Annotated in this window: 24 protein-coding genes; 6 read left to right on the top strand and 18 right to left on the bottom strand. The window is 63.4% G+C overall.

Annotated elements, in window-relative coordinates:
- Positions 1 to 160 precede the first annotated feature (160 nt).
- Positions 161 to 424 (top strand): hypothetical protein, encoded by a 264-nt coding sequence (locus AC0NIE_RS26205; RefSeq protein WP_473486676.1) that lies wholly within the window; start codon positions 161 to 163, stop codon positions 422 to 424.
- Between the two features lie 3 nt (positions 425 to 427).
- Here the strand turns inward: AC0NIE_RS26205 and AC0NIE_RS26200 are convergent, their stop codons facing one another.
- Both AC0NIE_RS26200 and AC0NIE_RS26195 read right to left on the bottom strand, forming a co-directional pair.
- Entirely contained in the window at positions 428 to 2,650 is a 2,223-nt protein-coding gene (locus tag AC0NIE_RS26200) for an AMP-binding protein (protein WP_473486677.1), read from the bottom strand.
- Between the two features lie 176 nt (positions 2,651 to 2,826).
- The gene (locus tag AC0NIE_RS26195) at positions 2,827 to 3,234 is read right to left on the bottom strand and encodes a tautomerase family protein (protein WP_292184285.1); all 408 of its coding nucleotides are present in this window, start codon (positions 3,232 to 3,234) and stop codon (positions 2,827 to 2,829) included.
- A gap of 112 nt (positions 3,235 to 3,346) precedes the next feature.
- On the opposite strand from AC0NIE_RS26195, the gene AC0NIE_RS26190 reads away from it, so the two are divergent.
- Positions 3,347 to 4,210 (top strand): LysR substrate-binding domain-containing protein, encoded by an 864-nt coding sequence (locus AC0NIE_RS26190; RefSeq protein WP_473486678.1) that lies wholly within the window; start codon positions 3,347 to 3,349, stop codon positions 4,208 to 4,210.
- 153 nt (positions 4,211 to 4,363) lie between these two features.
- On the opposite strand, the gene AC0NIE_RS26185 is transcribed toward AC0NIE_RS26190, so the two are convergent.
- Entirely contained in the window at positions 4,364 to 5,248 is an 885-nt protein-coding gene (locus AC0NIE_RS26185) for a DMT family transporter (RefSeq protein ID WP_473486679.1), read from the bottom strand.
- 325 nt (positions 5,249 to 5,573) lie between these two features.
- On the opposite strand from AC0NIE_RS26185, the gene AC0NIE_RS26180 reads away from it, so the two are divergent.
- On the top strand, positions 5,574 to 6,080 hold the full coding sequence (locus tag AC0NIE_RS26180) for an OsmC family protein (protein WP_473486680.1): 507 nt from the start codon (positions 5,574 to 5,576) through the stop codon (positions 6,078 to 6,080).
- Positions 6,081 to 6,091: 11 nt separating this feature from the next.
- On the opposite strand, the gene AC0NIE_RS26175 is transcribed toward AC0NIE_RS26180, so the two are convergent.
- From AC0NIE_RS26175 to AC0NIE_RS26105, 15 genes are all read right to left on the bottom strand, one after another.
- Positions 6,092 to 6,298 (bottom strand): hypothetical protein, encoded by a 207-nt coding sequence (locus AC0NIE_RS26175; RefSeq protein ID WP_123149778.1) that lies wholly within the window; start codon positions 6,296 to 6,298, stop codon positions 6,092 to 6,094.
- A 126-nt stretch (positions 6,299 to 6,424) separates the two neighbouring features.
- Positions 6,425 to 7,054 carry a hypothetical protein gene (locus AC0NIE_RS26170; protein WP_473486681.1) on the bottom strand — a complete coding sequence of 210 codons (630 nt, stop codon included), beginning with the start codon at positions 7,052 to 7,054 and terminating at the stop codon, positions 6,425 to 6,427.
- Between the two features lie 83 nt (positions 7,055 to 7,137).
- Entirely contained in the window at positions 7,138 to 7,884 is a 747-nt protein-coding gene (locus AC0NIE_RS26165) for an SDR family NAD(P)-dependent oxidoreductase (RefSeq protein ID WP_473486682.1), read from the bottom strand.
- Positions 7,885 to 7,996: 112 nt separating this feature from the next.
- Complete coding sequence (purF, locus tag AC0NIE_RS26160) at positions 7,997 to 9,466, bottom strand: amidophosphoribosyltransferase (RefSeq protein ID WP_473486683.1); 1,470 nt, start codon at positions 9,464 to 9,466, stop codon at positions 7,997 to 7,999.
- Positions 9,467 to 9,544: 78 nt separating this feature from the next.
- Positions 9,545 to 10,213, bottom strand: a complete 669-nt coding sequence (locus tag AC0NIE_RS26155; RefSeq protein ID WP_473486684.1) for a CvpA family protein — start codon at positions 10,211 to 10,213, stop codon at positions 9,545 to 9,547.
- A gap of 27 nt (positions 10,214 to 10,240) precedes the next feature.
- On the bottom strand, positions 10,241 to 11,644 hold the full coding sequence (gene radA, locus AC0NIE_RS26150) for a DNA repair protein RadA (RefSeq protein ID WP_292397778.1): 1,404 nt from the start codon (positions 11,642 to 11,644) through the stop codon (positions 10,241 to 10,243).
- A gap of 80 nt (positions 11,645 to 11,724) precedes the next feature.
- Positions 11,725 to 12,237, bottom strand: a complete 513-nt coding sequence (locus tag AC0NIE_RS26145; protein WP_473486685.1) for a hypothetical protein — start codon at positions 12,235 to 12,237, stop codon at positions 11,725 to 11,727.
- Positions 12,238 to 12,239: 2 nt separating this feature from the next.
- Positions 12,240 to 13,730 carry a replicative DNA helicase gene (locus AC0NIE_RS26140; RefSeq protein WP_123149771.1) on the bottom strand — a complete coding sequence of 497 codons (1,491 nt, stop codon included), beginning with the start codon at positions 13,728 to 13,730 and terminating at the stop codon, positions 12,240 to 12,242.
- 206 nt (positions 13,731 to 13,936) lie between these two features.
- The gene (locus AC0NIE_RS26135) at positions 13,937 to 14,905 is read right to left on the bottom strand and encodes a small ribosomal subunit Rsm22 family protein (protein WP_473486686.1); all 969 of its coding nucleotides are present in this window, start codon (positions 14,903 to 14,905) and stop codon (positions 13,937 to 13,939) included.
- A 3-nt stretch (positions 14,906 to 14,908) separates the two neighbouring features.
- Entirely contained in the window at positions 14,909 to 15,232 is a 324-nt protein-coding gene (locus AC0NIE_RS26130; RefSeq protein ID WP_091590534.1) for a YnfA family protein, read from the bottom strand.
- A gap of 84 nt (positions 15,233 to 15,316) precedes the next feature.
- Positions 15,317 to 16,606 (bottom strand): class I SAM-dependent methyltransferase, encoded by a 1,290-nt coding sequence (locus AC0NIE_RS26125; protein ID WP_473486687.1) that lies wholly within the window; start codon positions 16,604 to 16,606, stop codon positions 15,317 to 15,319.
- A 277-nt stretch (positions 16,607 to 16,883) separates the two neighbouring features.
- On the bottom strand, positions 16,884 to 17,468 hold the full coding sequence (gene rplI / locus AC0NIE_RS26120; protein ID WP_095496637.1) for a 50S ribosomal protein L9: 585 nt from the start codon (positions 17,466 to 17,468) through the stop codon (positions 16,884 to 16,886).
- Between the two features lie 210 nt (positions 17,469 to 17,678).
- The gene (gene rpsR / locus AC0NIE_RS26115) at positions 17,679 to 17,927 is read right to left on the bottom strand and encodes a 30S ribosomal protein S18 (protein WP_006203718.1); all 249 of its coding nucleotides are present in this window, start codon (positions 17,925 to 17,927) and stop codon (positions 17,679 to 17,681) included.
- On the bottom strand, positions 17,927 to 18,421 hold the full coding sequence (rpsF, locus tag AC0NIE_RS26110; RefSeq protein ID WP_473486688.1) for a 30S ribosomal protein S6: 495 nt from the start codon (positions 18,419 to 18,421) through the stop codon (positions 17,927 to 17,929). Before rpsF ends, rpsR begins: the two co-directional genes overlap by 1 nt.
- Before the next feature lie 301 nt (positions 18,422 to 18,722).
- Entirely contained in the window at positions 18,723 to 20,648 is a 1,926-nt protein-coding gene (locus AC0NIE_RS26105; RefSeq protein WP_473486689.1) for an LTA synthase family protein, read from the bottom strand.
- A 268-nt stretch (positions 20,649 to 20,916) separates the two neighbouring features.
- Here AC0NIE_RS26105 and fabD point away from each other — a divergent pair, with 268 nt between their 5' ends.
- The 3 genes from fabD (at position 20,917) to AC0NIE_RS26090 (ending at position 23,090) form a co-directional block, all read left to right on the top strand.
- Complete coding sequence (gene fabD / locus AC0NIE_RS26100; protein WP_473486690.1) at positions 20,917 to 21,870, top strand: ACP S-malonyltransferase; 954 nt, start codon at positions 20,917 to 20,919, stop codon at positions 21,868 to 21,870.
- A gap of 56 nt (positions 21,871 to 21,926) precedes the next feature.
- Positions 21,927 to 22,664 (top strand): 3-oxoacyl-[acyl-carrier-protein] reductase, encoded by a 738-nt coding sequence (gene fabG / locus AC0NIE_RS26095; protein WP_473486691.1) that lies wholly within the window; start codon positions 21,927 to 21,929, stop codon positions 22,662 to 22,664.
- Positions 22,665 to 22,853: 189 nt separating this feature from the next.
- Complete coding sequence (locus tag AC0NIE_RS26090; RefSeq protein WP_006203723.1) at positions 22,854 to 23,090, top strand: acyl carrier protein; 237 nt, start codon at positions 22,854 to 22,856, stop codon at positions 23,088 to 23,090.
- Positions 23,091 to 23,094: the final 4 nt, after the last annotated feature.

Here is a 23,094-nt window from a genome sequence, read left to right as displayed (position 1 = left end):
GGGATGCCCAGTTCAATTCGGACGCATCCCGCTCTAGCGGGAACCTGCCGGGCATCTTGACCGTTTTGTTTCAGCGAGGCGAGCGACCTCGCGAAGCGCCTTGCTACCAATCTCTCAAGTTGCTGTGCCAGGCGCAGGAGTTGAAGAAGAGTGAGGAGAAATGGCTGTCGTCCTCATTGGTGCGTTGCTCATTGTCGCTGGCGTTGTGTACATGGCTGGCGCAGCCCTATGGCGCGGGCGGCTCAGCGAACCGGCACCTGTTCGCACGGCGGCGGATAGCTCGACGCCAAATCTCGCAACGCCAGGCCCGACACTTGAGCCGCGGCGGCGCGGCCTCGGTTTCCTCGGCCTGTCGCAGAACTGGCCGGGCCTGCTGATGATGGCGGTCGGGTTCATCCTGCTGTTGTCAGTGGTGGTCCTCTAAGCGCTAAGCTGCCGCGCTGAGCCCCAGCCGGTCAATCGCCAGCTTGCGGGTCGAGACATAGTCGGTCTTGCCTGAACCCAGCACCGGGATTTCCTCCACCTTGACGATGTCGTTCGGCACCATCAAATCGGCGGCACCGGCTTGTCTGCCAAATTTGCGCAATTCATCGGGGTCGGCGTCATCAGCGGTGGTGACCAGCACGATGCGCTCGCCGCGGCGCCTGTCCGGCACCGCCACCACAGCGTGGTGCTCTTCCGGCCATAGCGACTGCACCAGCATCTCGACTGCGCCCAGCGACACCATCTCGCCGGCGATCTTGGCGAAGCGCTTGGCCCGGCCGCGAATGGTGATGAAGCCTTCGCGGTCGACCGAAACGATGTCGCCGCTATCGTGCCAGCCGTCGAGCGGCTGCAATTCGCCGGGCCTATCTGATGTCATGTAGCCCATCATCAAATTCGGCCCGTCGAGCCACAACCGTCCGGCGCCGCTAATGCCCTCGACCGGCTCGAGCTTCATGCGCATGGCCGGCAACAGCCGCCCGACCGTGCCGTCGCGGCCGTGGATGGCGGTATTGACGGCAACGACTGGTGACGCCTCGGTCAGGCCGAAACCCTCAATGATCTCGGCCTGAAAACGCTCTCGGTAGACGCGGCGTGTCTCCGGTTTCACAGCCTCGGCTCCGGCGACGATGAAGCGCAGGCTGGAAAAGTCGCCGTCCTTGGCGGTGCGCGCATAGTTGGCGAGGAACGTGTCGGTGCCGAACATGACGGTCGGCCTTGCCTTGCGTGCGACCTCGGGGATCAGCTTGTAGTGGAGCGGCGAGGGATAGAGAAATAGTTTCACTCCGGTGACCAGCGGCAGGATGGTGCCGCCGGTGAGTCCGAACGAGTGGAACACCGGCAGCACGTTGAGCAGGATATCGGCCGGTGAGATGGTGATGCGGGCTTCGGCCTGCATGGCGTTGACGAGAAGGTTCCTGTGCGACAGCACCACCGCCTTGGGCGTGCCTTCCGAGCCTGAAGTGAACAGGATCACCCCTGGCTTGGCGGCATTCTGCCGCTGTAGCGGCCAGCGCCACAGCAAGGCGGCAGCGAGCTTGTCCAGTACGGTTACGCTGGCCCGCACATCCTCCAGCCACAACAGCTTGGCGCCGCCTTCTTCTACCGCCGCGACGATGTCAGCGAGGCTGGCCTTGTCGACAAAGGCGCGCGACGAGACCACGGTGCGGATCTCCGCCGTGCGCACGGCGGCGGTCACGCTGGCCGGGCCTGCGGTGTAGTTGATCATCGCCGCCACCCGGCTCGCCGACAACAGGCCAATGAGCGACAGCACGACGCCATTGGCGTTGGGCAGCAGCAGTCCAACCGCTTCGCCCGGCGCCGTCACCGCCTCGAAGCGGCGGCCCAGCACACGCGCGCCGATGAACAGTTTTCTGTAGTTCAGCGTGCCGCTGACCACGTCTTCGACGATAGGATGCGAGGCGCCGACACGGTCGGCGGCGTCGCGTATGGCGAGGAACAGGCCGCGGTTAAGATCGCTGCCGAAAAGGCGGGCTTCGGCGACACGGTCGAACAGCGCATTGGTGTTCGAGGACTGTTCAGGATTTCGTGCCACCAGCTCGGCGATGGTCATTGGCTCCAGCACGCTGATCGACAGAAGGGGAAACCAGCGCCGCGGCGCCTTGTCCGCCGGCGTCAGCGATACCGGCAGGGTGCGCGCACCGGCGACGAAGATCGGCACGATGCGGGCGTCGGCCTGCATGGCGATGCGGGTGACGGCGCGAAACAGGCGAAATGTCTTGATATCAGGCTCGACCGCATCCGGCAGATAGACGGCAAGGCGGCCCTTGCCCTTCAGCACCCGCACCAGCCGGCGGCTGACGAAGACATGCTCGGCGTTGAAAGCGATGGTGCGGCCAAGCTCGCGCCATGGTTCGAGCCAGGGCGATCGCGCCGAGACTTCGTCGAGGATGTGCAGGGTGTCTTCCGGCAGTAGTGACAGCATCAGCGCCGGTTCGAGACGCGACTGGTGCGAAATGACGTAAATGACCGGGGCGGCTGTTCTGCGGGCGATCTTGATACGATCATCGGCGACCCGGTAGGTGAGCTTGAACGGCACGTAGAGCAGCGCCTGGGTGAAGCGCAAGCCGAGGCGGAATTTTTCCACCACGGCGATAAGCAGCCAGGCCGCGACGAGGCCCGCAAGCAGCGCCAGTGTCAGGGTCATGCCGCGTCTCTCCCAACGGATTCTCACGTCGCGGCTCTTTCCTGGCCGCTTCAATGAGAACCTAGACGAAGTGGGCTCAACGTCAATGCTGCTCGACCAGGGCTGGCTGCAGGCCTGTTACGCTTCACCGTCGCTAATATGACTTGCGGGATGAGCGTGGAACTGAACGGCGCCCTTCAAGCCGCTTTCAACCTCCCGCTGATGAAACGGAATTCCTGTGTCTTGCCGCCATAGCCATAGGCGGCGGCCGGCACTTCGTGCACGAAGGCGTAGCTTTCTTCGTGCATCTCACCCAGCATGCGGCCAAAGGCGGCGAAGATCGCCTTGAGATAGGCTTCCAGTTCGAGCTTGGTGTTGGTGCCGTCGACCACCTTGATGTCGAGCCAGAAGGTCTTGGCGCCGTGCTCGGCCAGCGACTTGCCGCCGGCGAACCAATGCTGCGGGTCGAGATAGGATATGGCGACCGCGGTGATGGTCGGATCCTTGCGCAGATGCATTGCGGTCAGTTCGGTCACTTCCCTGGCGATGGTGGCGGACAGAGCGGCATCGGGCCTGCCGGTGACGCTGACATTGATGATCGGCATAATTTTTCTCCTCGGGTTACGCGGCATCTCTTCGCCGTCAGAAATCTTTGCCATCGCTCTTTCATTATGAAAATCAAATTGTTTTTGGCAGACACTTTGATATTATCGAATTATGCGAATGCTCGACCCCGATCTCCTCAAAACCTTTCTCGCCTTCGTCGATGGCGGCTCGCTGGCGCAGGCGGCGTCAGTTGTCGGCCGCTCGGCGTCGGCGGTGACCACGCAGATGCAGCGGCTTGAGGATATTGTCGGCGAACCGCTTCTGGTGCCGCAGGGGCGGGGCCGCGTCCTGACGCCGGCCGGGGAGGATCTGGTCGGCCACGCACGGCGTATCCTGGCAGTGCATCGCGCGGCGTGGCTGGCCCTCAAGGGCGTGCGAGCCGATGGGCGCGTGGCCATAGGCACGACACAAGATTTCGCCGACAGCGGCCTGCCGGATTTGCTCAGGGCCTTCGCCGTGAGTCATCCACGCGTCAGGATCGAATTGCGCGTCGGCCGCTCCGCCGAATTGGCCGAGGCGCTGCAATCCGGCACCCTCGATCTGGCGATCGCCATGCGCCAGGCGCCGGCGCCGGACGAAGTCGGCGTGCTCCGCGAGCCGATGGTCTGGCTCTGTTCGCAAAAGGGGCTGGTTTCGCGCCAGGACGAGCTGCCGCTGGCGCTGCTCGATCCGCGTTGCGGCTTTCGTGAAGCAGCGATCGCGGCACTCGACACGACCGGCCGCCGCTACCGCATCGCCGCCGGCAGTGCCAGCCTGGCAGGACTGCGCACAGCGGTGAATGCCGGCATCGCGCTGACGCTGCGGACGGCGCGCTTTGCCCATTCCGGCATCGTCGAGGCACCGCGCGACCTTGGGCTGCCGCCGGTTCCCATCGCCGAGTTCGCCATCCGGCTGCGCCAGGATGCCGAGCCCCCAGCACAGCATCTGGCTGCGCTGTTCAGCGGCAATCTTGCCTTGGCAGGCGCACCAAGCTGATTTCGCAAAAAGAAAAAGCCGACCTTGCGGTCGGCTCTAGGTTAGACGGGCCGAGGGGTTTGGGGGGACTTGGGGTGACCCGTCGAACCCAACAATGCCTGAACCCGATGATGGTTCCATGACTTTACAAATTTATTTCAGGGGCAGTTTTTCTCAGGCAGAGCGCTGCCTCGCCATGTGCCAGTCACGCCCGGCATGGGCGAACACAGCGCAGAGCACGATGGCGCCGCCGATCATGCTGGCGGCCGGCGGGACTTCGGCCAGGAACAGGAAGGCGAACAGGATCGCGAACGGCACTTCAGCCGAGCCTAGCAGGCCGGATTCGGCTGCCGGGATGAGCCGTGCGCCCTCCGTCCACAGGATCGAGGCCAGCGCGAAGGACATGCCGAAGGTGACGAGCAGCACTGCGTCTCTGGCCGAAACCGCCAGTGGATCGGTGACGAACCAGCCGAGCACGAACAAAAGGAACGCCGACATCGCTCCGGCCCACACCACAGGCGTGTCGCGGAAAGCGCGCACCATGATCATGTAGAGCGCGCTGCCGATTGTCATCAGCAGCGCCAGCCCGTCGCCGAACAGATGCCCGGTACCGAAGCCGGACCAGACCATGATCGCCACACCGCTGAGCGACACGGCGGCGGCGGCAAGCGTCTGCAGTCGGAAGCGCTCACGGACCAGCATGAAGGCAAGCAGCGCGGTGACGAAGGGCGCGGTGGCGTAGATGATCGCGACGTTGGCGACGAAGGTGAATTTGAACGCTGAGATGAAGGCGATGCTGGCCAGCGCGCCCTCGATCGCCAGCAGCCAGCCGCGCCACCCGAGACGCAGGCTTTCACGCCTGCCGGAGCGGCGGCGGCGCCAAAGCACATAGAGGGTGATCAGGATCGAGCCGACGAAGCCGCGCCAGCAGGTGATGGTGAGCGGGTCGGCATGGATCGACTTGGTCAATACGCCGGTGAGGCCGAACACCGCCGCCGACGCCGAAACCAGGATGATGCCAAGGGTGCGCTCGGCGGCGGTGTCAGTGGTGGCTGGCATGCTTAGGGATCCCGTCATGTCACCAGACTATGCTGCCTTGTCCTGACATCGTACTGTCAGCAGCGGTTGGCGCATCCTACAGCCGCTTGTGGAAATGTTCGTTGCCGATGATCAGCAGGCCGGCCCCAAAGATCAGCGCCGCGCCAAGAAACACTTCGCGGCGCGGTGGCCCCGCTGGTCGACCGTTTTTTCTGCTAATGACGCAGCAATGTCTGGACAGCTTGTCACTACGGTCCAAACGTCGTGAAATCGAAGTTTTTAGGCCGTATCGGTTCTATTCGAGTATCCTGACGAGCGATAAAGCCGACTGCCAAAAGGGTTGGACATGGACGCCACCGGACTGAAGGCCATGCAGGCGCCGCTCAAGGAGGCCTATCGCGAAGATGCGTCGAGCGCGCTGGTCACGCTGAGGGCCAGGGGCTCGATCGACGACCAGTCGATCGCCTGCAAGGTCGAGACCGGCAGGGCGCTCGCCGTTGCCGGTCTGCATCCGGCTACCGGCGGCTCGGGGCTCGAACTGTGCTCGGGCGATATGCTGCTGGAGGCGCTGGTCGCTTGCGCCGGCGTAACGCTGAAGGCAGTGGCGACGGCGCTGGAGTTCAAGCTCGGCGCCGCCACGGTGGAGGCCGAAGGCGATCTCGACTTTCGCGGCACCTTGGGTGTGGCAAGAGATGCGCCGGTCGGCTTCCGCGCCATCCGGCTGACATTCGGCCTCGACAGCGACGAGTCACAGGAGCGCGTCGACGCGCTGCTCAAACTGACCGAACGCTACTGCGTGGTGTTCCAGACCATCAATACCAGGCCGGAACTGACGGTCAGCGCTCAGCGCTGAACGCGCGCCGGCTACTCACTTTCGCCCTCGTCGGCGAAGGGCGAGGCGCTCGGCACGCACTGCACCGACCAGCCGGCCGGCGTTGGCTGCTTCTGATATTCGGTGACGGCGGAGGTGCACTGTTCGCGGGTGTCGAACGTGCTGGGCAGCACCACCATGCCGCCTTGCGGGCCGGCAATCACCAGATACCAGACCAACGCTACGCTCGGAGCCGCCATGGGATTTCCTCTTTTGTTGTGGGAGTCGGGCGATCCTATCAACTCTGGGCAATCGACGAAAGCGCGGCCGGGCGCGGTGGTTCGCCACGGCAGCCCGCGTGAATGTCCTACGTCCGTTGGAACGGCTCAATTCACGGCAAAGCAGTAGAACAGGCCGTCGCCACCGGTGCTCCTCAGCGCCTCCTGACTGCAGCCGCCACGTGAAGCGTGCGAGGAATTCCACGATTTGGCGGCGGCCGAATCGTCGAGACCGGTGCGGTCGTGATGGCCCGTCATTGCCGCACCTTCTGCTCCGCTGAGCGTCCAGTCGCCGCAGGTCTGGTCGGCGATTTTCGTGCCGTCGGGCTTGGAGCCGGTGAGCACGTCGTGCCGGTTGGGCTTGTCGCTGCGGCCGTTGATCATTTCGCCCTTTTCGTCGAGCGCCGTCTGCTTGGTAATGGCGTTGGCATCGCTATGCAGCGAAGCGACATCGTCGGCGATCTTGACGCCCTTGGCGTTGAACCACGGTCCCTTGCCGATGCGATCGCGCGCATCGGTGTCGCTGGTCGAGAGATAGGCGCGCCATGTTTTGCCGGTAACGCCGGCGGCTTCGGCCAGCGAACCGCAATGCGCGTCGGCTCCTGCGAGGCCGCCGAGATCAGCGCCCTTGCCCAAGCCAACACTGGTGACGAAGAAGCTCATCGTCGCATCCTGTGAGGATGCGACGCCGACAGCTGTTAGCGATGCAGCGGCGGTGACGAGAAGCAGTCTGCGCATGGTGGTCCTCCGTTTGCGAACATTTGGCATTCCGACAACGTCGGTTGCGGCGCTATTCCTCCGCCAAAAAATGCGCGATGCGTCTACTCCGGCTGCCGGTAGGCAACAAAGCGATTATGCTTGGCCTGGAAGATCAGCCCGGTTTCCCTGAGCGCAGGGCTGGCCAGCGGCACGATGCGCTTGGCGATCTCCTGGGGATGCGGCAGCGTCTCCGGATCCTCGCCGGGCACCGCCTGCGCCCGCATGGCGGTACGGGTGGCGCCGGGGTCGGCGGCATTGACCCTGAGGGCCAAGTTTTCCGTCTCATGCGCCCAGGAACGCATCATCGTCTCGACCGCCGCCTTCGACGCCGCATAGGGCGCCCAGAAGGCCCGCGCCGAATGGGCGGCGTTGGAGGAAAGCACGATGGCGCGGCCGGCATCGGAGAGCCTGAGCAACGGATCGACCGAGCGAATCAGCCGCCATGTCGAGGTGACGTTAATGGTCATCACCTTCTCGAAGGTCTTGGCCTCGACATGGCCGATCGGCGAGATGACGCCGAGCACCGCCGCATTGGCGACCAGGATGTCGAGCTTGCCCCAGCGCTCGTGGATGGCGCCGCCCAGCCGGTCGATGCCGGCCATGTCGGCGAGGTCGAGCGGCACAAGTGTGGCTTGTCCGCCCGCCGCCTTGATCTGGTCGTCGAGTTCTTCCAGCCCGCCGACGGTGCGGGCAACCGCGATGACATGCGCTCCGGCAGCGGCAAGTTCCAGGGCGATGAAGTAGCCGACGCCGCGCGAGGCACCGGTGACGACCGCGACGCGGCCGGAAAGGTCGAGGGCAGGGGTCACCGGGCAGCTCCGAAGGTTAGCGCTCTATGATGTCCGGCAGGACAGTGGGGGCGCGACACAGCAATCGCGACGAAATTTGCAAACCGGCGAAATTCGCGGGTTGCAGCAAGACCTACGAACCTCCTGCCGCCAAGAGCGACAGCGTGCGCACATTGTCCGAACCTTCGAAGTCGGCAAGCCGGGTCGGATATTGCCCGGTGAAGCAGGCGTCGCAGAATTGCGGCTGCTCATTGTCGCGGCCGGCCTCACCGACGGCGCGGTAGAGCCCGTCGATCGACAGGAAACCGAGTGAATCGACGCGGATGAACTCGGCCATCTCTTCCACCGACATGCGCGACGCAAGCAGCTTCGACTTCTCCGGCGTATCGACGCCATAGAAGCACGAAGCGCGCGTCGGCGGCGAGGCGATGCGCATGTGCACTTCCTTGGCGCCGGCATCGCGCACCATCTGCACGATCTTCTGGCTGGTGGTGCCGCGCACGATCGAATCGTCGACCAGCACCACGCGCTTGCCTTCGATCATGCGGCGGTTGGCATTGTGCTTGAGCTTGACACCCATGTGGCGGATCGAATCGCCAGGCTGGATGAAGGTACGGCCGACATAGTGATTGCGGATGATGCCGAGCTCGAACGGGATGCCCGCGGCTTGCGAAAAGCCGATCGCCGCCGGAGTGCCGCTGTCCGGCACCGGCACGACAATGTCGGCCTCGACCGGGCTTTCCAGCGCCAGCTCGGCGCCGATGCGCTTGCGAACTTCGTAGACGTTGCGGCCTTCGACCGACGAATCCGGACGCGCGAAATAAACATATTCGAAGATGCAGAAGCGGGTCTTCTGCGGCTCGAACGGAAACAGGCTCTCGATACCCTTGGCTGTGACGACGACCATCTCGCCGGGCTTCAGGTCGCGCACGAAACGCGCGCCGATGATGTCGAGCGCGCAGGTTTCGGAAGCCAGGATCCAGGCGCCGTCGAGATCGCCGAGCACCAGCGGCCGGATGCCGAGCGGATCGCGGCAGCCGATCATCTTCTTTGAAGTCATCGCCACCAGCGAGAAGGCGCCTTCGACCTGGCGCACCGCATCGATGAAGCGCGAGTTGAGATCGCGTTCCCTGCTGGTAGCGACCAGATGCAGCAGCGTCTCGGTGTCGGAGGTCGATGAGAAGATCGCGCCCTGTTTCTGAAGCGCGCGCTGCACGGTCATGGCGTTGGTGAGGTTGCCGTTGTGGGCGACGGCGAAGCCGCCATCGGCGAGCTCGGCGAAAAACGGCTGGATGTTGCGCTGGCCGGCGCCGCCTGTGGTGGCGTAGCGCGTGTGGCCGATGGCGCGGTTGCCTTGCAGGCTGTCGATGACGCGCTGCTTGGTGAAGGTGTCGCCGATCAGGCCGACGTGATGTTCGACATGGAACTGGGTGCCGTCATAGGAAACGATACCCGCTGCTTCCTGGCCGCGATGCTGCAATGCATGCAGGCCGAGCGTGACGATAGCCGCGGCGTCCTGCCGGCCAAAAATACCGAACACACCGCATTCGTCATGGAAATGATCGTCAGCTTCGGCGGAAAGCAAGTCGTCTGCGTCTGCCATCTTCAGCTCCGCTAAAGTCGCTATATAGTGTGATGACTGCTCGAGAGCAACGTAGAGTTTGCCGCTTTCACATGATCGTCAGTTTGCCGGCGCCGGATTGGCCGGTGCATTGTCGGCTGGTGGCGCGTTGGTCTCGCTGCCGTCGAGCGCCGGAGCATCGTCGCCGGTTGCCGGTGCGTCCGCCGCGGGTGCGTCCGCCGCCGGAGGTGTCTCGGCTCCGGTGTCGGGTGCCGGCTGATTCGGATTGAGCCTGTTGAGGATCGCGTTTTCCGGATCCTCGGGCAGCAGGCTTTCGAGCTTGGCGCCGATCGATTCGAGCAGCGGCCGCGACTTGGCGTTGGCGACCCAGCCCGGAGCCTTCGGGCCGGCCAGCCAGTTGAAGAACAGTAGGGCCACCGCGACGACCAGGATGCCGCGCGCCGCGCCATACAGGAAACCGAGCGTGCGGTCGAGCGCGCCGACCCTGGAATCTATGATCCAGTCGGCGAGTCTCATGGTGATGACGGAGACGACGATCAGCGCGACGATGAAGACGATGCCGGCGGCCACCACCATGGCAATCTTCTCATTGTCGACATAGGGCTGAACGTAAGGCAGGACCGGTTGGTAGAAGAAGAACGCCGCAGCCGCCGCCGCTATCCAGGAGACGACGGAGAGGATCTCGCGCGAAAAGCCGCGAACCATGGCGAGCATCGCCGAGACCAAGGTGAAGCCGACGAGAATTCCGTCAAGCAGCGTAATCGGCATGTCTTTTGCCCCACTTCATGAGCCGCGTCACTCTTGCTCGTCGGCGCGGCTGCGCCGTGAGCCGGCTATGCGCGCCACGAGATCGGCAAGCTCGGTGGGCTGGAAAGCTCCGGCCCCTATGCCGCCGGCAAGTTCCTCGCTGCCCAAGGGCAGAACCGCGCTTCCAAAACCCAGCTTTTCGGCTTCCTTCAGGCGCTGCTGCGCATGCGCAACCGGCCTCACGGCGCCCGAAAGGCTGATTTCGCCGAAATAGACGCAATCGGCGGGAAGGGCAAGACCGGTGAGCGAGGAAACCAGTGCGGCCGCTACCGCCAGATCGGCAGCCGGCTCCGAGATACGGTAGCCGCCGGCGACGTTGAGATAGACGTCATGCGTGCCGAAGCGGACGCCGCAATGGGCTTCGAGAACGGCGAGGATCATCGACAGCCGGGCGCCGTCCCAACCGACGACGGCGCGGCGCGGCGTGCCCAGCGACGACGGCGCCACCAGCGCCTGGATCTCGACCAGCACCGGGCGGGTGCCTTCCATGCCGGCGAAAACCGCGGCGCCCGGCGCCTTCGCATGGCGTTCGCCGAGAAAAAGCTCGGACGGATTTGCGACCTCGCGCAGGCCCATATCAGACATTTCGAAGACGCCGATCTCGTCGGTTGGTCCGAAGCGGTTCTTGACCGTGCGCAGGATGCGGTAGTGGTGGCCGCCTTCGCCCTCGAAATAAAGCACCGCGTCGACCATATGCTCGACGACGCGCGGCCCGGCGATCTGGCCTTCCTTGGTGACGTGGCCGACGAGCACGATCGCCGCGCCTGTGGATTTCGCATAGCGGATCATCGCCTGGGCGGCGGCGCGCACCTGGGTGACGGTGCCGGGAGCCGAATCGGCCATGTCGGTCCACAAGGTCTGGATCGAATCGAGGATCACGAGGTCCGGCCGCTTGCCGTCGGCGATGGTGGCGAGGATGTCCTCGACATTGGTTTCGGCGGCAAGCTCAACCGGGGTCGAGGCGACGCCGAGCCGCTGCGCACGCAGCCTGATCTGGGCAACCGCCTCTTCGCCCGAGACGTAGACGATGCGGTGGCCCTTGGACGCCAGTGCTGCGGCAGCCTGGGTCAACAGCGTCGACTTGCCGATGCCGGGATCTCCGCCGACCAGAAGGGCCGAGCCGCGCACGAAACCGCCGCCGGTGGCGCGGTCGAGTTCGCCGATGCCGGAGACGATACGCGGCGCATCCTCGATATCGCCGGACAAAGTCGTCAGCACCACGGCGCGGCCCTTGCGGGCATTGCGGGTGTTGGCCGGACCCGAGCCGATGCCGCCGGACGTGCCTTCTTCGACCAGCGTATTCCACTCGCCGCAGGCATCGCATTTGCCGGCCCAGCGCTGATGCACCGAACCGCAATTCTGGCAGATGAACTGGATGCGGGATTTAGCCATGGAGCCGCACCCAGTTTTGAATGGTGGCTGACTGGAACTGTCCACGTATCCGAGCGTGGTTTGGAGAGTGTGGATGCAATTCAGTGCTTCTTGGCGTGAGCGCGGACTTCGGCAAGCGCCTCGTCGAGCAACTCAGGATTGGGCGGTAACATCTGCGTGTCGTAGATGGAGATCATACCTTGTGTCTGGCCGGCAAGTTCAGGCAGGCCTTTCCGCGCCTTCTCATCAAATCCGTCAACATAAAACAGGAAATGCTGGCCGGTTAGGACGGGTACACCACATCCTCCCATGATCAGCGTGGTCGTAGAGATCGTACCACTCGCTTCCGGCTTGCCCTTGAACACCTCGATTGTCTCGTAGCGTACGTTAACCAGTATCCGGCCATCGCCCGCGTCGGCTGGGACATCCCCAAGCTTTGTTGAACTAAGCTCCGTGGCTGTCACCCGGCCATGGAACACCAAGGCCGCCTCTGCAAATGCTCGCTGCGGCGTCCAGCCGGCAGGCATGGAACAAGCGGAAGCGATCCCGGGCAAGACAGCCGCGCCTAGGAGCGCGTGAGCAAGAGAGGCCGGAAACCCGAAACGGTTACCCATGTCTACTCAAACCTCTCCGCAATATGATGCTCTTCGGCGAGGTCGGAGAAGCGGGTGAACTCGCCCTGGAAGGCGAGGCTGACCGAGCCGGTCGGTCCGTGGCGCTGCTTGGCGACGATGACCTCGGCCTTGCCGCGCATCTCGTTCATCTCGTGTTCCCATTTGATGTATTCGTCGGTGCCCGGCTTCGGCTCGCGGTTCTTCAGATAATATTCCTCGCGATAGACGAACATCACCACGTCGGCGTCCTGCTCGATCGAGCCCGATTCACGCAGATCCGAAAGCTGCGGGCGTTTGTCGTCACGGCTTTCGACCTGGCGCGACAGCTGCGACAGCGCGATGATCGGCACGGCAAGCTCCTTGGCCAGCGCCTTCAGGCCGGTGGTGATTTCGGTGATCTCCTGCACGCGGTTCTGCGAGGATTTGGCGCTCGAACCCTGCATCAGCTGGATATAGTCGATGACGATGACGTCGAGGCCGCGCTGGCGCTTTAAACGACGCGCGCGGGCAGACAACTGAGCAATAGAAATGCCGCCGGTCTGGTCGATGAACAGTGGGATCTTCTGCATGGTCTGCGAACAGGCGACTAGCTTTTCGAAGTCCATCTCGCTGATCTCGCCGCGACGGATTTTTGACGACGGGATTTCGGTCTGCTCGGAAATGATGCGGGTGGCGAGCTGTTCCGATGACATTTCGAGCGAGAAGAAGCCGACGACGCCGCCATTGGCCGCCTTGAACGAGCCGTCGGCCTGTTGCGCCGGCACATAGGCCTCGGCGATGTTGAAGGCCATGTTGGTGGCAAGCGATGTCTTGCCCATGCCGGGGCGGCCGGCGATGATGATCAGATCGGACGGCTGCAGGCCGCCCATCCGGCGGTCGAGATCGCGCAGGCCAGTGGCGACGCCCGACAGGTGCCCGTCGCGCATATAGGCGGCGTTGGCCATGTCGACGGCGGTTTTGACCGCGTCGGTGAAGCTCTCGAAGCCGCCATCATAGCGGCCGGTTTCGGCCAGTTCGAACAGGCGCCGCTCGGCATCCTCAATCTGCTCGGACGGCGACATGTCGACCGGCGCATCATAGGCGATGTTGACCATGTCTTCGCCGACGGTGATCAGCGCGCGTCGTGTGGCCAGATCATAGATGGCGCGGCCGTAGTCGGCGGCGTTGACGACGGTGACCGCCTCAACGGCCAGCCGCACGACATATTGCGCGACCGTCATGTCGCCGACCTTCTCGTCGGCCGGCAGGAAGGTCTTCAGCGTGATCGGAGTCGCTATCTTGCCCATACGGATGAGCTCGGCGGCTACTTCAAAGATCTTGCGATGCAGTGGCTCGTAGAAATGGCCGGATTTCAGGAAGTCCGAGACGCGGTAGAAGGCGTCGTTGTTGACGAGGATGGCGCCGAGCAGCGCCTGCTCGGCCTCTATGTTGTTCGGCGCCTCCCGATAGAGTGGTGTTTCCGCCACGCCGAATTTTCGCGCTGCCTCTGCCATGATGTCCCCGATTTCGATCCCGGTCTTTCGATATCAGAACGGGATAAGTCGGTGATGACATATCTGCATCAGTCCCCGTCCAATCAGCTTTGGTGCCCGCGATTCACAGCCGAGGTTTTTCGGTGGAAAGAATCTTGATTGACTCGAATCAAGACGGCGAGCTTAGCCGTTCTCGGGCGAGAACAAAACAGGAAAATAGCTGCCAATCACTCCGGCAGCGCGTCGCCCCAGCCCAGCCGCCGGGCGGCCTTGAACACATCGCCGTCGCGCTTGGTGAACAGTTTCTCATCGGCACTGCCGTCCTTTTCGCAAAGTTTCAGCAGGACCTTGCCGGAGCCTGATTTCGGCGGTGCGATCACACGCGCCTGCGGTGGGGCAACAGCTTGGCGGGAGGCGGCGAGATAGATGAATTTCTCGTCCTCCCATGGCACGTCGGCGTCTTTGGCCAGCCGGTGCAGGCGCGAACGCGCGACGCGCTGCGAAAAATGGCACCAGTCGGGCGGCACGAGCGGGCAGGGCTCCTCATGCGGGCAAGGCGCAAGCACATGCGCTCCCGCCTCGATCAGTTGCCGGCGCACGGCAAGAATGCGCTGCCATCCGGCCGGCGTGCCCGGCTCGACGACCAGCAGCGTGTCGTCGGTCAGGTGCCAGAGCCGGTCGATGAGTTTTGGCAGCGACGCCGGTCCGATCTCGTCCAGCACATAGGCGCAGGTGACCAGCTCGGCCGGCTTGAGATCGGCAAGGTCGATGGTGACATCGCCGGCCAGCCAGGCGATCCTGGCCGTCATCGCCTCAGTGGCAAGCGCCTCGCCGACCCGGCGCACCGCGGCGCTCGCCTCGATCAGCACCGCCTGCTCGAGGTCGGGCCAGAGATCGAGCGCAGCCCAAAGCACGGTACCAGGGCCGGCGCCGACATCGAGCAGGCTTTTGGGCGCATAATCGGGCCTTGGCTCGCTGACCGCATCGAGGCTGGCATGGACGGCGGCATAGGTTGCCGGCAGCCGCGTCGCCAGATAGGCCTTGACCGCCATCTCCTCGGCCATGTGCAGGCGCCCGTCGCGCAGTTCGGCGCGGTAGCGGTCCGACAGCGTTTTTGCCGCTTGCTTCAGCGTCGGCAGCGGCACTTTTTCGAGGAGGCGCTCGACGCTCTGTCGAAGCGGGATAGGCAGTTCCATAGCTCAGGCACCCCGAGGTGCGAGCAGGATGACCGAAGCGCCAACGATGCAGAGCGCGGAACCGGCGAGGTCCCAACGGTCGGGGCGAACGCCTTCCACCAGCCACAGCCATCCGAGCGAGGCGGCGATGTAAATGCCGCCATAGGCAGCATAGGCGCGGCCCGCCGCGCTGATGTCTACCAGCGCCAGCAGGAAGCCGAACAAAGCGAGCGAGACCAGGCCCGGCGCCAGCCACAACGGTGACTTTTCCAGCCGCCACCACGCCCAGATCGAAAAGCAGCCGGCGATCTCGGCAAGGGCAGCAACGATGTAGATGAGATAGGTCATGAAAAAAGGTCTCGCGGCGGCGACGAGACCTTTTTCAGCGTGCGGGCCGGCAATGGCAAGCGCAATGGCGTGATCGTCGACAGTCTATTCCGTATCAGCCACCTTGCGGCGCCGCGCGGGCTTGGCGGCAGGGGCTTTTGGGCGATGTCCCATGTCGCGCATCTCCAGCGCCTTCTCGCATTTAGCCATATAGTCGCGAGACATCGGCAGCGTGTCGTTCTTCTTGGCAATCTGGATCTGGAAGATCACCAGATCCTGCCAGCGGAAGGCTGCTTCCGAGGCCCCCAGGTAGAACTCCCACATGCGGCAGAAACGCTCGTCATAGATCGCCTTGGCCCTGTCGCGATTGGCGGCGAAGCGCTCGCTCCAATGCCTCAGCGTCTCGGCATAATGTAGCCGCAGGATTTCGATGTCGGTGACGATGAGGCCCGACTTTTCGATCGCAGGCATTACTTCAGAGAGCGAGGGTATGTAGCCGCCGGGAAAGATGTATTTGCGGATGAAGGCGCTGGTTGCCCACGGCGCGCCGGAGCGGCCGATCGTGTGCAGCAGCATGACGCCGTCCGGCTTCAAAAGCGTCGCCGATTTGTCGAAGAAGGTGCGGTAGTGGTTGACGCCGACATGCTCGAACATGCCGACCGAGACGATGCGGTCGAAGCGCTCGTTGAGCTCGCGATAATCCCTCACTTCGAAATGCACGCGGTTTTCCAGCCCCTGCGCATGGGCGCGGTCGGTGGCGACGCCATGCTGTTCGGTCGACAACGTCACACCTTGCACGTCGACGTCGAAGGACTTGGCGAGATAGATGCCGAGCCCGCCCCAGCCGGAGCCGATGTCGAGCACCGTCTGGCCGGCCTTCAGCCTGAGCTTGGCGGCGATGTGGCGCTTCTTGGCGGCCTGGGCCTCATCGAGCGTCATGTCCGGTTGCTCGAAATAGGCGCAGGAATACTGCATGTCCTCGTCGAGGAAGAGCCGGTAGAGGTCGCCCGACAAATCATAGTGGCGCTGCACGTTACGGCGCGCGCGCGCCGCCGTGTTGATCTGCTGCAGGCGGCGGAAGGCGTGGCGCAGGCCCTCGATCGCCTTCGACCAGGTGGCGTCGATGCCGCCGCTACCCATGTTCTGGAAGGCGATGCGCATCACCCCCAGCACGCCGCCCTCGAGTATGTCGAGTTCACCGTCCATATAGGCTTCCGGCACCGCCAGCATCGGATCGAAGGTGATGGCGCGCTCGGCATGCGCGGTCTTGATGTGCATGTGCACCAGATCGCCGCTGCCGTCGCCGAAGATCACCGAGAGGCCTTTCGGTCCGGTGACTTTGAGATTGCCGGTGCGCACCAGGCGGTCGAGAATGCGTTTCAGCAGAATATTCATGACCAATGTCCCCTCTCGGTCAGACACGCTGTCTTGGCGCATGACCCCGAAAATCGAAATCGATTTTCGGAAAGGATCATGCGCCAAACCAAAGTTCTACAGAATCCTTTCCGCGTCCAAAGGACGCGCGGCGCTGTAGTCTGCCTCAACATATAGGGGTTCGAAAAGTTCCTTTTGGCACAAAAATGCCCAGGCGAGGGGCCCGGGCATTGGTCCAGAAATGATTGGAAGCCGACGAAACGTTTTAAAGCGCCGCTCTGACGCTTGTGACGTGCAATCAGCCGTTGTCTTCGCCGCCTTCGAACTCGGCATTGGGGTCGAAGAAGTTGTCCGGGCGGGCATTGTCGTTGATGTCTTCGCCATAGATGGCTTCGGCGGTGGTCAGCGTCTCGCCCTTGGCCTGGCGCTCGGCTTCGTCGGCCGTGCGGGCGATGTTTAGCGTGATGGTGACCTCGACTTCCGGATGCAGCGCGATCGCCACATTGGTAAGGCCGATGGTCTTGATCGGCTGGTTGAGCAGGATCTGGTTGCGGTTGACCGAGAAACCTTCCGCCGTCAGCAACTCGGCGATGTCGCGGGTCGACACCGAGCCGTAGAGCTGGCCGGTTTCGCCGGCCGAACGCACCGCGATGAAGCTCTTGCCGTCGAGCTTTTCCGAAATCTGCATGGCCTCGGACTTGCGCTCGAGGTTGCGGGCTTCGAGCTGGGCGCGCTGGCCTTCGAATTTCTTCTTGTTGGCTTCGTTGGCGCGCAGCGCCTTGCCCTGCGGCAGCAGGAAGTTGCGGGCGAATCCATCCTTGACCTTGACGGTATCGCCCATCTGACCGAGGCGGGAAACGCGCTCGAGAAGAATGACGTCCATGGTTTTGTTCCTTCGTTTGGGCGCCAAATCGCTGGCATCGACGCCGAATTGTTTGGAACAGGTCAGGAAGCTGAGGGCGTCGCCGCCTGTGTCGCTGTCCTGCCTGTCGCGGCAGTTAGAGGTCTTCACCTCAACCTGGGATTTGATGGCAACCCCGCGGCGCCCGTCGCCGTGGGAAAAGCGGGCGGCGAACCGCCCGCTGAAAGAGTGCTAGCGAACCACGTAGGGCAGCAGGCCGAGGAAGCGGGCGCGTTTGATCGCCTTGGCGAGCTCGCGCTGCTTCTTCTGGCTGACGGCGGTGATGCGCGACGGCACGATCTTACCGCGCTCGGAAATGTAGCGCTGCAGCAGACGTACGTCCTTGTAGTCGATCTTGGGCGCGTTGGCGCCGGAGAACGGGCAGGTCTTGCGGCGGCGGTGGAACGGGCGCCGGGTCGGGATCTGGTTGATGTCGACCATTATTCTGCACCCCCTTCAACACCTTCGCGCGGACGGCGCGGACCACGTTCTGCACCGGCGTCGCCACCGAAGCTGCGCGGCGGGCGATCGCCACGGTCGCCGCGATCGCGGTCGCCGAACGAGCGCGGGCCGCGGTCACGGTCGCCGAAGCCGCCGCGTTCCGAGCGCTCCTCGCGCTTCTGCATCATCGCCGACGGGCCTTCCTCATGCGCATCGACCTTGATGGTGAGGAAGCGCAGCACATCCTCGGACAGGCCCATCTGACGCTCCATCTCGTTGAGTGCGGCCGGCGGGCAGGTGATGTCCATCAGCGTGTAGTATGCCTTCCGGTTCTTGTTGACCCGGTAGGTGAGGGACTTCAGTCCCCAGTTCTCGACCCGGCCGACGGACCCGCCATTCGCGGAGATGACGCCCTTGTACTGTTCGACAAGCGTATCGACCTGCTGCTGCGAGAGGTCCTGCCGGGCAAGAAACACATGTTCGTAAAGAGCCATATTGTTCTATTGCCTTTCTTCGTTTCTCTCCCGGTTCCCGGCGGCAAAAGCCTCTGCAACTTCTCTGACCCGCCGATCCCTAGGGGGCGGGGAAGAAAGGAGCATGACGAGACGGTCGAGAGCGGAGACACGGGAGGCGGAAGCGCTTCTGGCTCCACACGAAGGTTTCGAAAAAACCTCCGGCCCTCCGTTCAGCCCCCAGCAAGGACCGGCAGATTGCGGGCGTCTATACAGGAATTTGGCCGCAAGGCAAGGGCGAGCCGAAAATCCGCCGCCGCGAGGGCGACATGTCGCGGCATCTTCAGCTTGTATGCGGAACGAGCTTCTTCACCGTTTCCGGGAAGAAATCGGGCGCTGCGCGGCGCTTGCCGAACATCATGTCGTATTGCAGCAGACGGAAATCGCGAATGGCCGGGTCGATTTTCTTCTTGCGCGCCCAGTCCGGCGTGGCCTCGCCCGCCGGCGTCATCAACAAATTGCGGTCGACGACGCTGTAGCGCTCGCGCATCTGGCCGAGGAAGCCGGTGTAATAGGGGTGGCTGATCCCGGCCGTGGTCAGGACATGGTAGGGCAGAAAGACTGGACTGACAGTGCCCATGTCCGCGACCGGACCGGTGCGGTTGGACCATACGATCAGCGGTGTTCGGTGATGCAGCAGCATCTGGTCGGGCGGCTCCTTGCGTGGCGCGACGTTATCCTTGAGGAAGCCGGTCTCGACATAGACAGGACCGAGCGGCGGCAGATGGTCGCCGAAGAAGGCGATAACCGTCGGTCGCCGCCGGTTCTTCGCCCATTCGACAAGGCGCTCGAGGCTCTTGTCGGCGTCGGATGCGCCTTCCGTGAAGCTCAGCAGCGAATCCTTTGCCCACTGGCTGGTCGGAGCCTGCACCTTGTGGGTCGGATTGTAGTAGCGATTCGGTTCGTAGGGTCCGTGGTTTTGCAGGCTGACGGCGAAGTAGAAGAACGGATTGTCCGTGGCGTCGGCTTCGCGGATGATCTCGTCGGTCATTGCCGCGTCCGACGCTAGCGGCCCGCGCTTTTCGAGATACGGCATGTTTTCTTCGGACTTGAAGTCATCGAAGCCGAACTCCGCATAGACCGGCGTTCGGTTCCAGAACCAGCTTGTGCCCGGATGGATGGCGCGCGTCTCATAGCCCTGGCTCTTCAGGAACGTTGCCATCGACGGCACCGGCGCGCGGACATATTGCTGGTAGGGGATGCTGCCGGCCGGCAGGAAGGCGTTGGAAAGGCCGGTCAGCGCCTCGAACTCGACATTGGCGGTCATGCCGCCGAATTCGGGCGAGAATACGTGGCCAGAGCGCAGCGCCCGCACGTTGGGAATCGGATCGGGCGTGATGGTGACGCCGGGCAGTTCGGTCGGATCCCAGAAGGATTCGCTCATGACGATGATGATATCTGGCTTCTCGGTCGGTACCGATGCCTTCACATCAGGCCTTTCGATCGCCGCGATCGCTTTGTCGGAGTAGCCGGCAGGCGCGGGGACATGGGCCATCGGCACGTTGAGCGCGAAGGCCAGTGCGAAGCCGTTGGAGGCGTAATTTTCCTTCTGGTCCCACATGATCGGGATGATTTGCAGCCGGTCGCGGGTCCACGAGAACGTCGCGTAATCCATGATCGACACGAAGAAGGCGAGCAGCGGCACGGTCAGCGTCAGCCTGGCCAGCCGCCCCTTGCGACCGAGCGCCGGTACCCGGCGGCGCCACAGCCGCCAGCCATAAACGAGCAGCGAGAGGCTGCCAACGATGCCGACCGCCAGAGCGATGGCGGTTCCCGGACGTTCGCGCACCAGAAGCGGCATCAGCGCTACGATCTGGCGTGAATAGAGGAAATCGGTCGGATAGAGCGGATCGCCGAGATAAAGCGATTTCTGATGGCCGACGAAGGCCAGCGCCAGGGTCAGCGGCGCGACGATAATCAGGCTCTGGTGGCTGCGGCCGAGCACTGCGTCGAGGCCGATCAGAATCAGCGCGAAGATGATGATGGTGGTCCAGCCCGGCTTGAAGGGCTGCAGGAAGAATGCGACGGTACCGGCAAAGTCGCCGCGCACGATCAGTTCGATCGCAAAAACCAGGATGGTGGCGGCGAGAAGGCTGACGAGGCCATAACGGATAACAGGCCATTTCCGGCCCGGCAGATAGCCGGTGGCCGGATCGCCTTCCAGAAACTGTGGCGCGGCTTTGCCAGCGCCCTTCCCAGTCCTTGCCACGTTACAATTCCCCCGACCATACACAAAAGCGTCATTGAGCTGTCATCGATATGTCACGAAAAGCTAGCGCCTGTGGCTGAAATAAGAAGAGCCAGCAAACGAATCGTGAGCGATTTTCATCATGAGTGATCGATAAAAAGCCTTTTGGAACAGGTACTCGGCCAGCAATACCGAGCCGGAGTGGCCCGGGTCGGGCCGATACCGGACTTGACTTGCCCGCCCGCCTTGCGTCACAGGCAGGAAAAAATCAGCCGGTTGGGAGCCACACATGGCCGTTGCATTCACCTTTCCGGGACAGGGCAGCCAAGCTGTCGGCATGGGCAAGGACCTCGCCGACGCCTTTCCGGAATCGCGGAAGATCTTCGAAGAGGTCGACGACGCGCTCGGCGAAAACCTGTCGAAGCTGATCTGGGAAGGGCCGGAAGAGACGCTGACGCTGACCGCCAATGCCCAGCCGGCGCTGATGGCTGTGTCACTTGCCGCGATCCGGGCGCTGGAATCGCGCGGCTTCTCGCTGAAGGACAAGGTCGCCTATGTCGCCGGCCATTCGCTCGGCGAATATTCGGCGCTTGCCGCCGCCGGTTTCGTTTCGGTCGCCGATGCCGCCCGGCTCTTGCGTATCCGCGGCAATGCCATGCAGGCGGCAGTGCCGGCCGGCGAGGGCGCCATGGCGGCGATCATCGGGCTGGAACAGGCCGATGTCGAAGACGCCTGCGCTGAAGCGGCCAAAGGTTCAGCCAAAGATTCAGTTTGCCAGATTGCCAACGACAATGGCGGTGGCCAACTGGTGATCTCCGGCGCCAGGGCGGCGGTCGAACTGGCGGCGAGGCTGTGCACGGATAAAGGCGCCAAGCGGGCGCTGATGCTGCAGGTCTCGGCACCTTTCCATTCGGCGCTTATGGCACCGGCGGCCAAGGTCATGCGCAATGCGCTGGCCGAGGTCACGAAGAACGCGCCGTTGGTGGCCGTAGTCTCTAACGTGTCGGTCACCCCGTCCAGCGATCCGGACGCAATCGCCCGCCGCCTGGTCGAACAGGTGACCGGCCGCGTGCGCTGGCGCGAAACGGTGGAGTGGTTCGGCGCAAATGGCATTGCGACACTTTACGAGGTGGGCGCCGGCAAGGTGCTGTCGGGACTGGCGCGGCGCATCAACCGCGATATCGCCACCGGCGCTGTCGGCACGGCGGCGGATGTCGAGGCGGCGCTGGCGGCGCTCGCATAACCGCCGAGATTTGACCCCACCCGTGTAGGGTGTTCTCTTAGATCAGGAGACAAGACATGTTCGAATTGACCGGCCGCAAGGCGCTCGTCACAGGCGCATCGGGAGGCATCGGCGAGGCTATCGCCAGGGTGCTGCATGCGCAGGGCGCCGTTGTCGGCCTGCACGGCACCCGCGTCGAAAAGCTGGAGACGCTGGCGGCCGAGCTCGGCGAGCGGGTCAAGCTGTTCCCGGCGAACCTTTCCAATCGCGACGAGGTCAAGGCGCTCGGCCAGCAGGTCGAGGCCGATCTCGAAGGCGTCGACATTCTCGTCAACAATGCCGGCATCACCAAGGACGGTCTGTTCGTACGCATGGCGGACGCCGACTGGGATACGGTGCTCGAAGTCAATCTGACCGCCGTGTTCCGGCTGACCCGCGAACTGACCCATCCGATGATGCGGCGCCGGCATGGCCGCATCATCAACATCACCTCTGTGGTTGGCGTCACCGGCAATCCCGGCCAGACCAATTACTGCGCCTCCAAGGCCGGCATGATCGGCTTTTCCAAGTCGCTGGCGCAGGAGATCGCCACCCGCAACATCACCGTCAACTGCGTCGCTCCGGGCTTCATCGAATCGGCGATGACCGACAAGCTCAACGACAAGCAGAAAGAGGCGATCATGGCAGCGATCCCGACACGGCGCATGGGCACCAGCGCCGAAGTCGCTTCCGCCGTCGCCTACCTCGCTTCCAACGAAGCTGCCTATGTCACCGGCCAGACCATTCACGTGAATGGCGGCATGGCGATGATTTGACAGTTGCGGGAAAACACCCCTTTTCGCCTTGGACCCAGGCCGATTTTCGTGTAATGCGGCCCGCAACCCGGCGGTTCGGGCAAAAACCGGCCCGGTGCTGTTGCGTTTCCGGCCGGACCATCTTTCAGCTTGATTAGCGGCATTCTGCCCGCTAACGAAGACAGACAAACAAAAGACGAGGATGCCCAAATGAGTGACACCGCAGAGCGCGTCAAGAAGATCGTTATCGAGCACCTTGGCGTCGATGCCGACAAGGTGACGGAGCAGGCGAGCTTCATCGATGATCTGGGCGCGGACAGTCTCGACACGGTCGAACTCGTCATGGCGTTCGAAGAAGAATTCGGCGTCGAGATCCCGGACGATGCGGCCGAAACCATCCTGACTGTTGGCGATGCGGTGAAGTACATCGATAAGGCTTCTGCCTGACGCT

It is taken from the genome of Mesorhizobium sp. WSM4842, from assembly GCF_055901575.1.
Note: the sequence above shows the minus strand (reverse complement) of the source record. Positions and strands in the feature narration are given on the sequence as shown.

Bases quoted from the DNA above. Each gene is read 5' to 3' on its own strand.
- AC0NIE_RS26185 (WP_473486679.1), bottom strand. From the start codon at position 5,248: ATGCCAGCCACCACTGACACCGCCGCCGAGCGCACCCTTGGCATCATC.
- AC0NIE_RS26180 (WP_473486680.1), top strand. From the start codon at position 5,574: ATGGACGCCACCGGACTGAAGGCCATGCAGGCGCCGCTCAAGGAGGCC.
- AC0NIE_RS26190 (WP_473486678.1), top strand. From the start codon at position 3,347: ATGCGAATGCTCGACCCCGATCTCCTCAAAACCTTTCTCGCCTTCGTC.
- rpsF (WP_473486688.1), bottom strand. From the start codon at position 18,421: ATGGCTCTTTACGAACATGTGTTTCTTGCCCGGCAGGACCTCTCGCAG.
- radA (WP_292397778.1), bottom strand. From the start codon at position 11,644: ATGGCTAAATCCCGCATCCAGTTCATCTGCCAGAATTGCGGTTCGGTG.
- AC0NIE_RS26200 (WP_473486677.1), bottom strand. From the start codon at position 2,650: ATGACCCTGACACTGGCGCTGCTTGCGGGCCTCGTCGCGGCCTGGCTG.
- AC0NIE_RS26130 (WP_091590534.1), bottom strand. From the start codon at position 15,232: ATGACCTATCTCATCTACATCGTTGCTGCCCTTGCCGAGATCGCCGGC.
- fabD (WP_473486690.1), top strand. From the start codon at position 20,917: ATGGCCGTTGCATTCACCTTTCCGGGACAGGGCAGCCAAGCTGTCGGC.
- AC0NIE_RS26135 (WP_473486686.1), bottom strand. From the start codon at position 14,905: ATGGAACTGCCTATCCCGCTTCGACAGAGCGTCGAGCGCCTCCTCGAA.
- AC0NIE_RS26155 (WP_473486684.1), bottom strand. From the start codon at position 10,213: ATGCCGATTACGCTGCTTGACGGAATTCTCGTCGGCTTCACCTTGGTC.
- rplI (WP_095496637.1), bottom strand. From the start codon at position 17,468: ATGGACGTCATTCTTCTCGAGCGCGTTTCCCGCCTCGGTCAGATGGGC.
- AC0NIE_RS26195 (WP_292184285.1), bottom strand. From the start codon at position 3,234: ATGCCGATCATCAATGTCAGCGTCACCGGCAGGCCCGATGCCGCTCTG.
- AC0NIE_RS26175 (WP_123149778.1), bottom strand. From the start codon at position 6,298: ATGGCGGCTCCGAGCGTAGCGTTGGTCTGGTATCTGGTGATTGCCGGC.
- AC0NIE_RS26205 (WP_473486676.1), top strand. From the start codon at position 161: ATGGCTGTCGTCCTCATTGGTGCGTTGCTCATTGTCGCTGGCGTTGTG.
- AC0NIE_RS26125 (WP_473486687.1), bottom strand. From the start codon at position 16,606: ATGAATATTCTGCTGAAACGCATTCTCGACCGCCTGGTGCGCACCGGC.
- AC0NIE_RS26145 (WP_473486685.1), bottom strand. From the start codon at position 12,237: ATGGGTAACCGTTTCGGGTTTCCGGCCTCTCTTGCTCACGCGCTCCTA.
- purF (WP_473486683.1), bottom strand. From the start codon at position 9,466: ATGGCAGACGCAGACGACTTGCTTTCCGCCGAAGCTGACGATCATTTC.
- rpsR (WP_006203718.1), bottom strand. From the start codon at position 17,927: ATGGTCGACATCAACCAGATCCCGACCCGGCGCCCGTTCCACCGCCGC.
- AC0NIE_RS26170 (WP_473486681.1), bottom strand. From the start codon at position 7,054: ATGCGCAGACTGCTTCTCGTCACCGCCGCTGCATCGCTAACAGCTGTC.
- AC0NIE_RS26090 (WP_006203723.1), top strand. From the start codon at position 22,854: ATGAGTGACACCGCAGAGCGCGTCAAGAAGATCGTTATCGAGCACCTT.
- AC0NIE_RS26140 (WP_123149771.1), bottom strand. From the start codon at position 13,730: ATGGCAGAGGCAGCGCGAAAATTCGGCGTGGCGGAAACACCACTCTAT.
- fabG (WP_473486691.1), top strand. From the start codon at position 21,927: ATGTTCGAATTGACCGGCCGCAAGGCGCTCGTCACAGGCGCATCGGGA.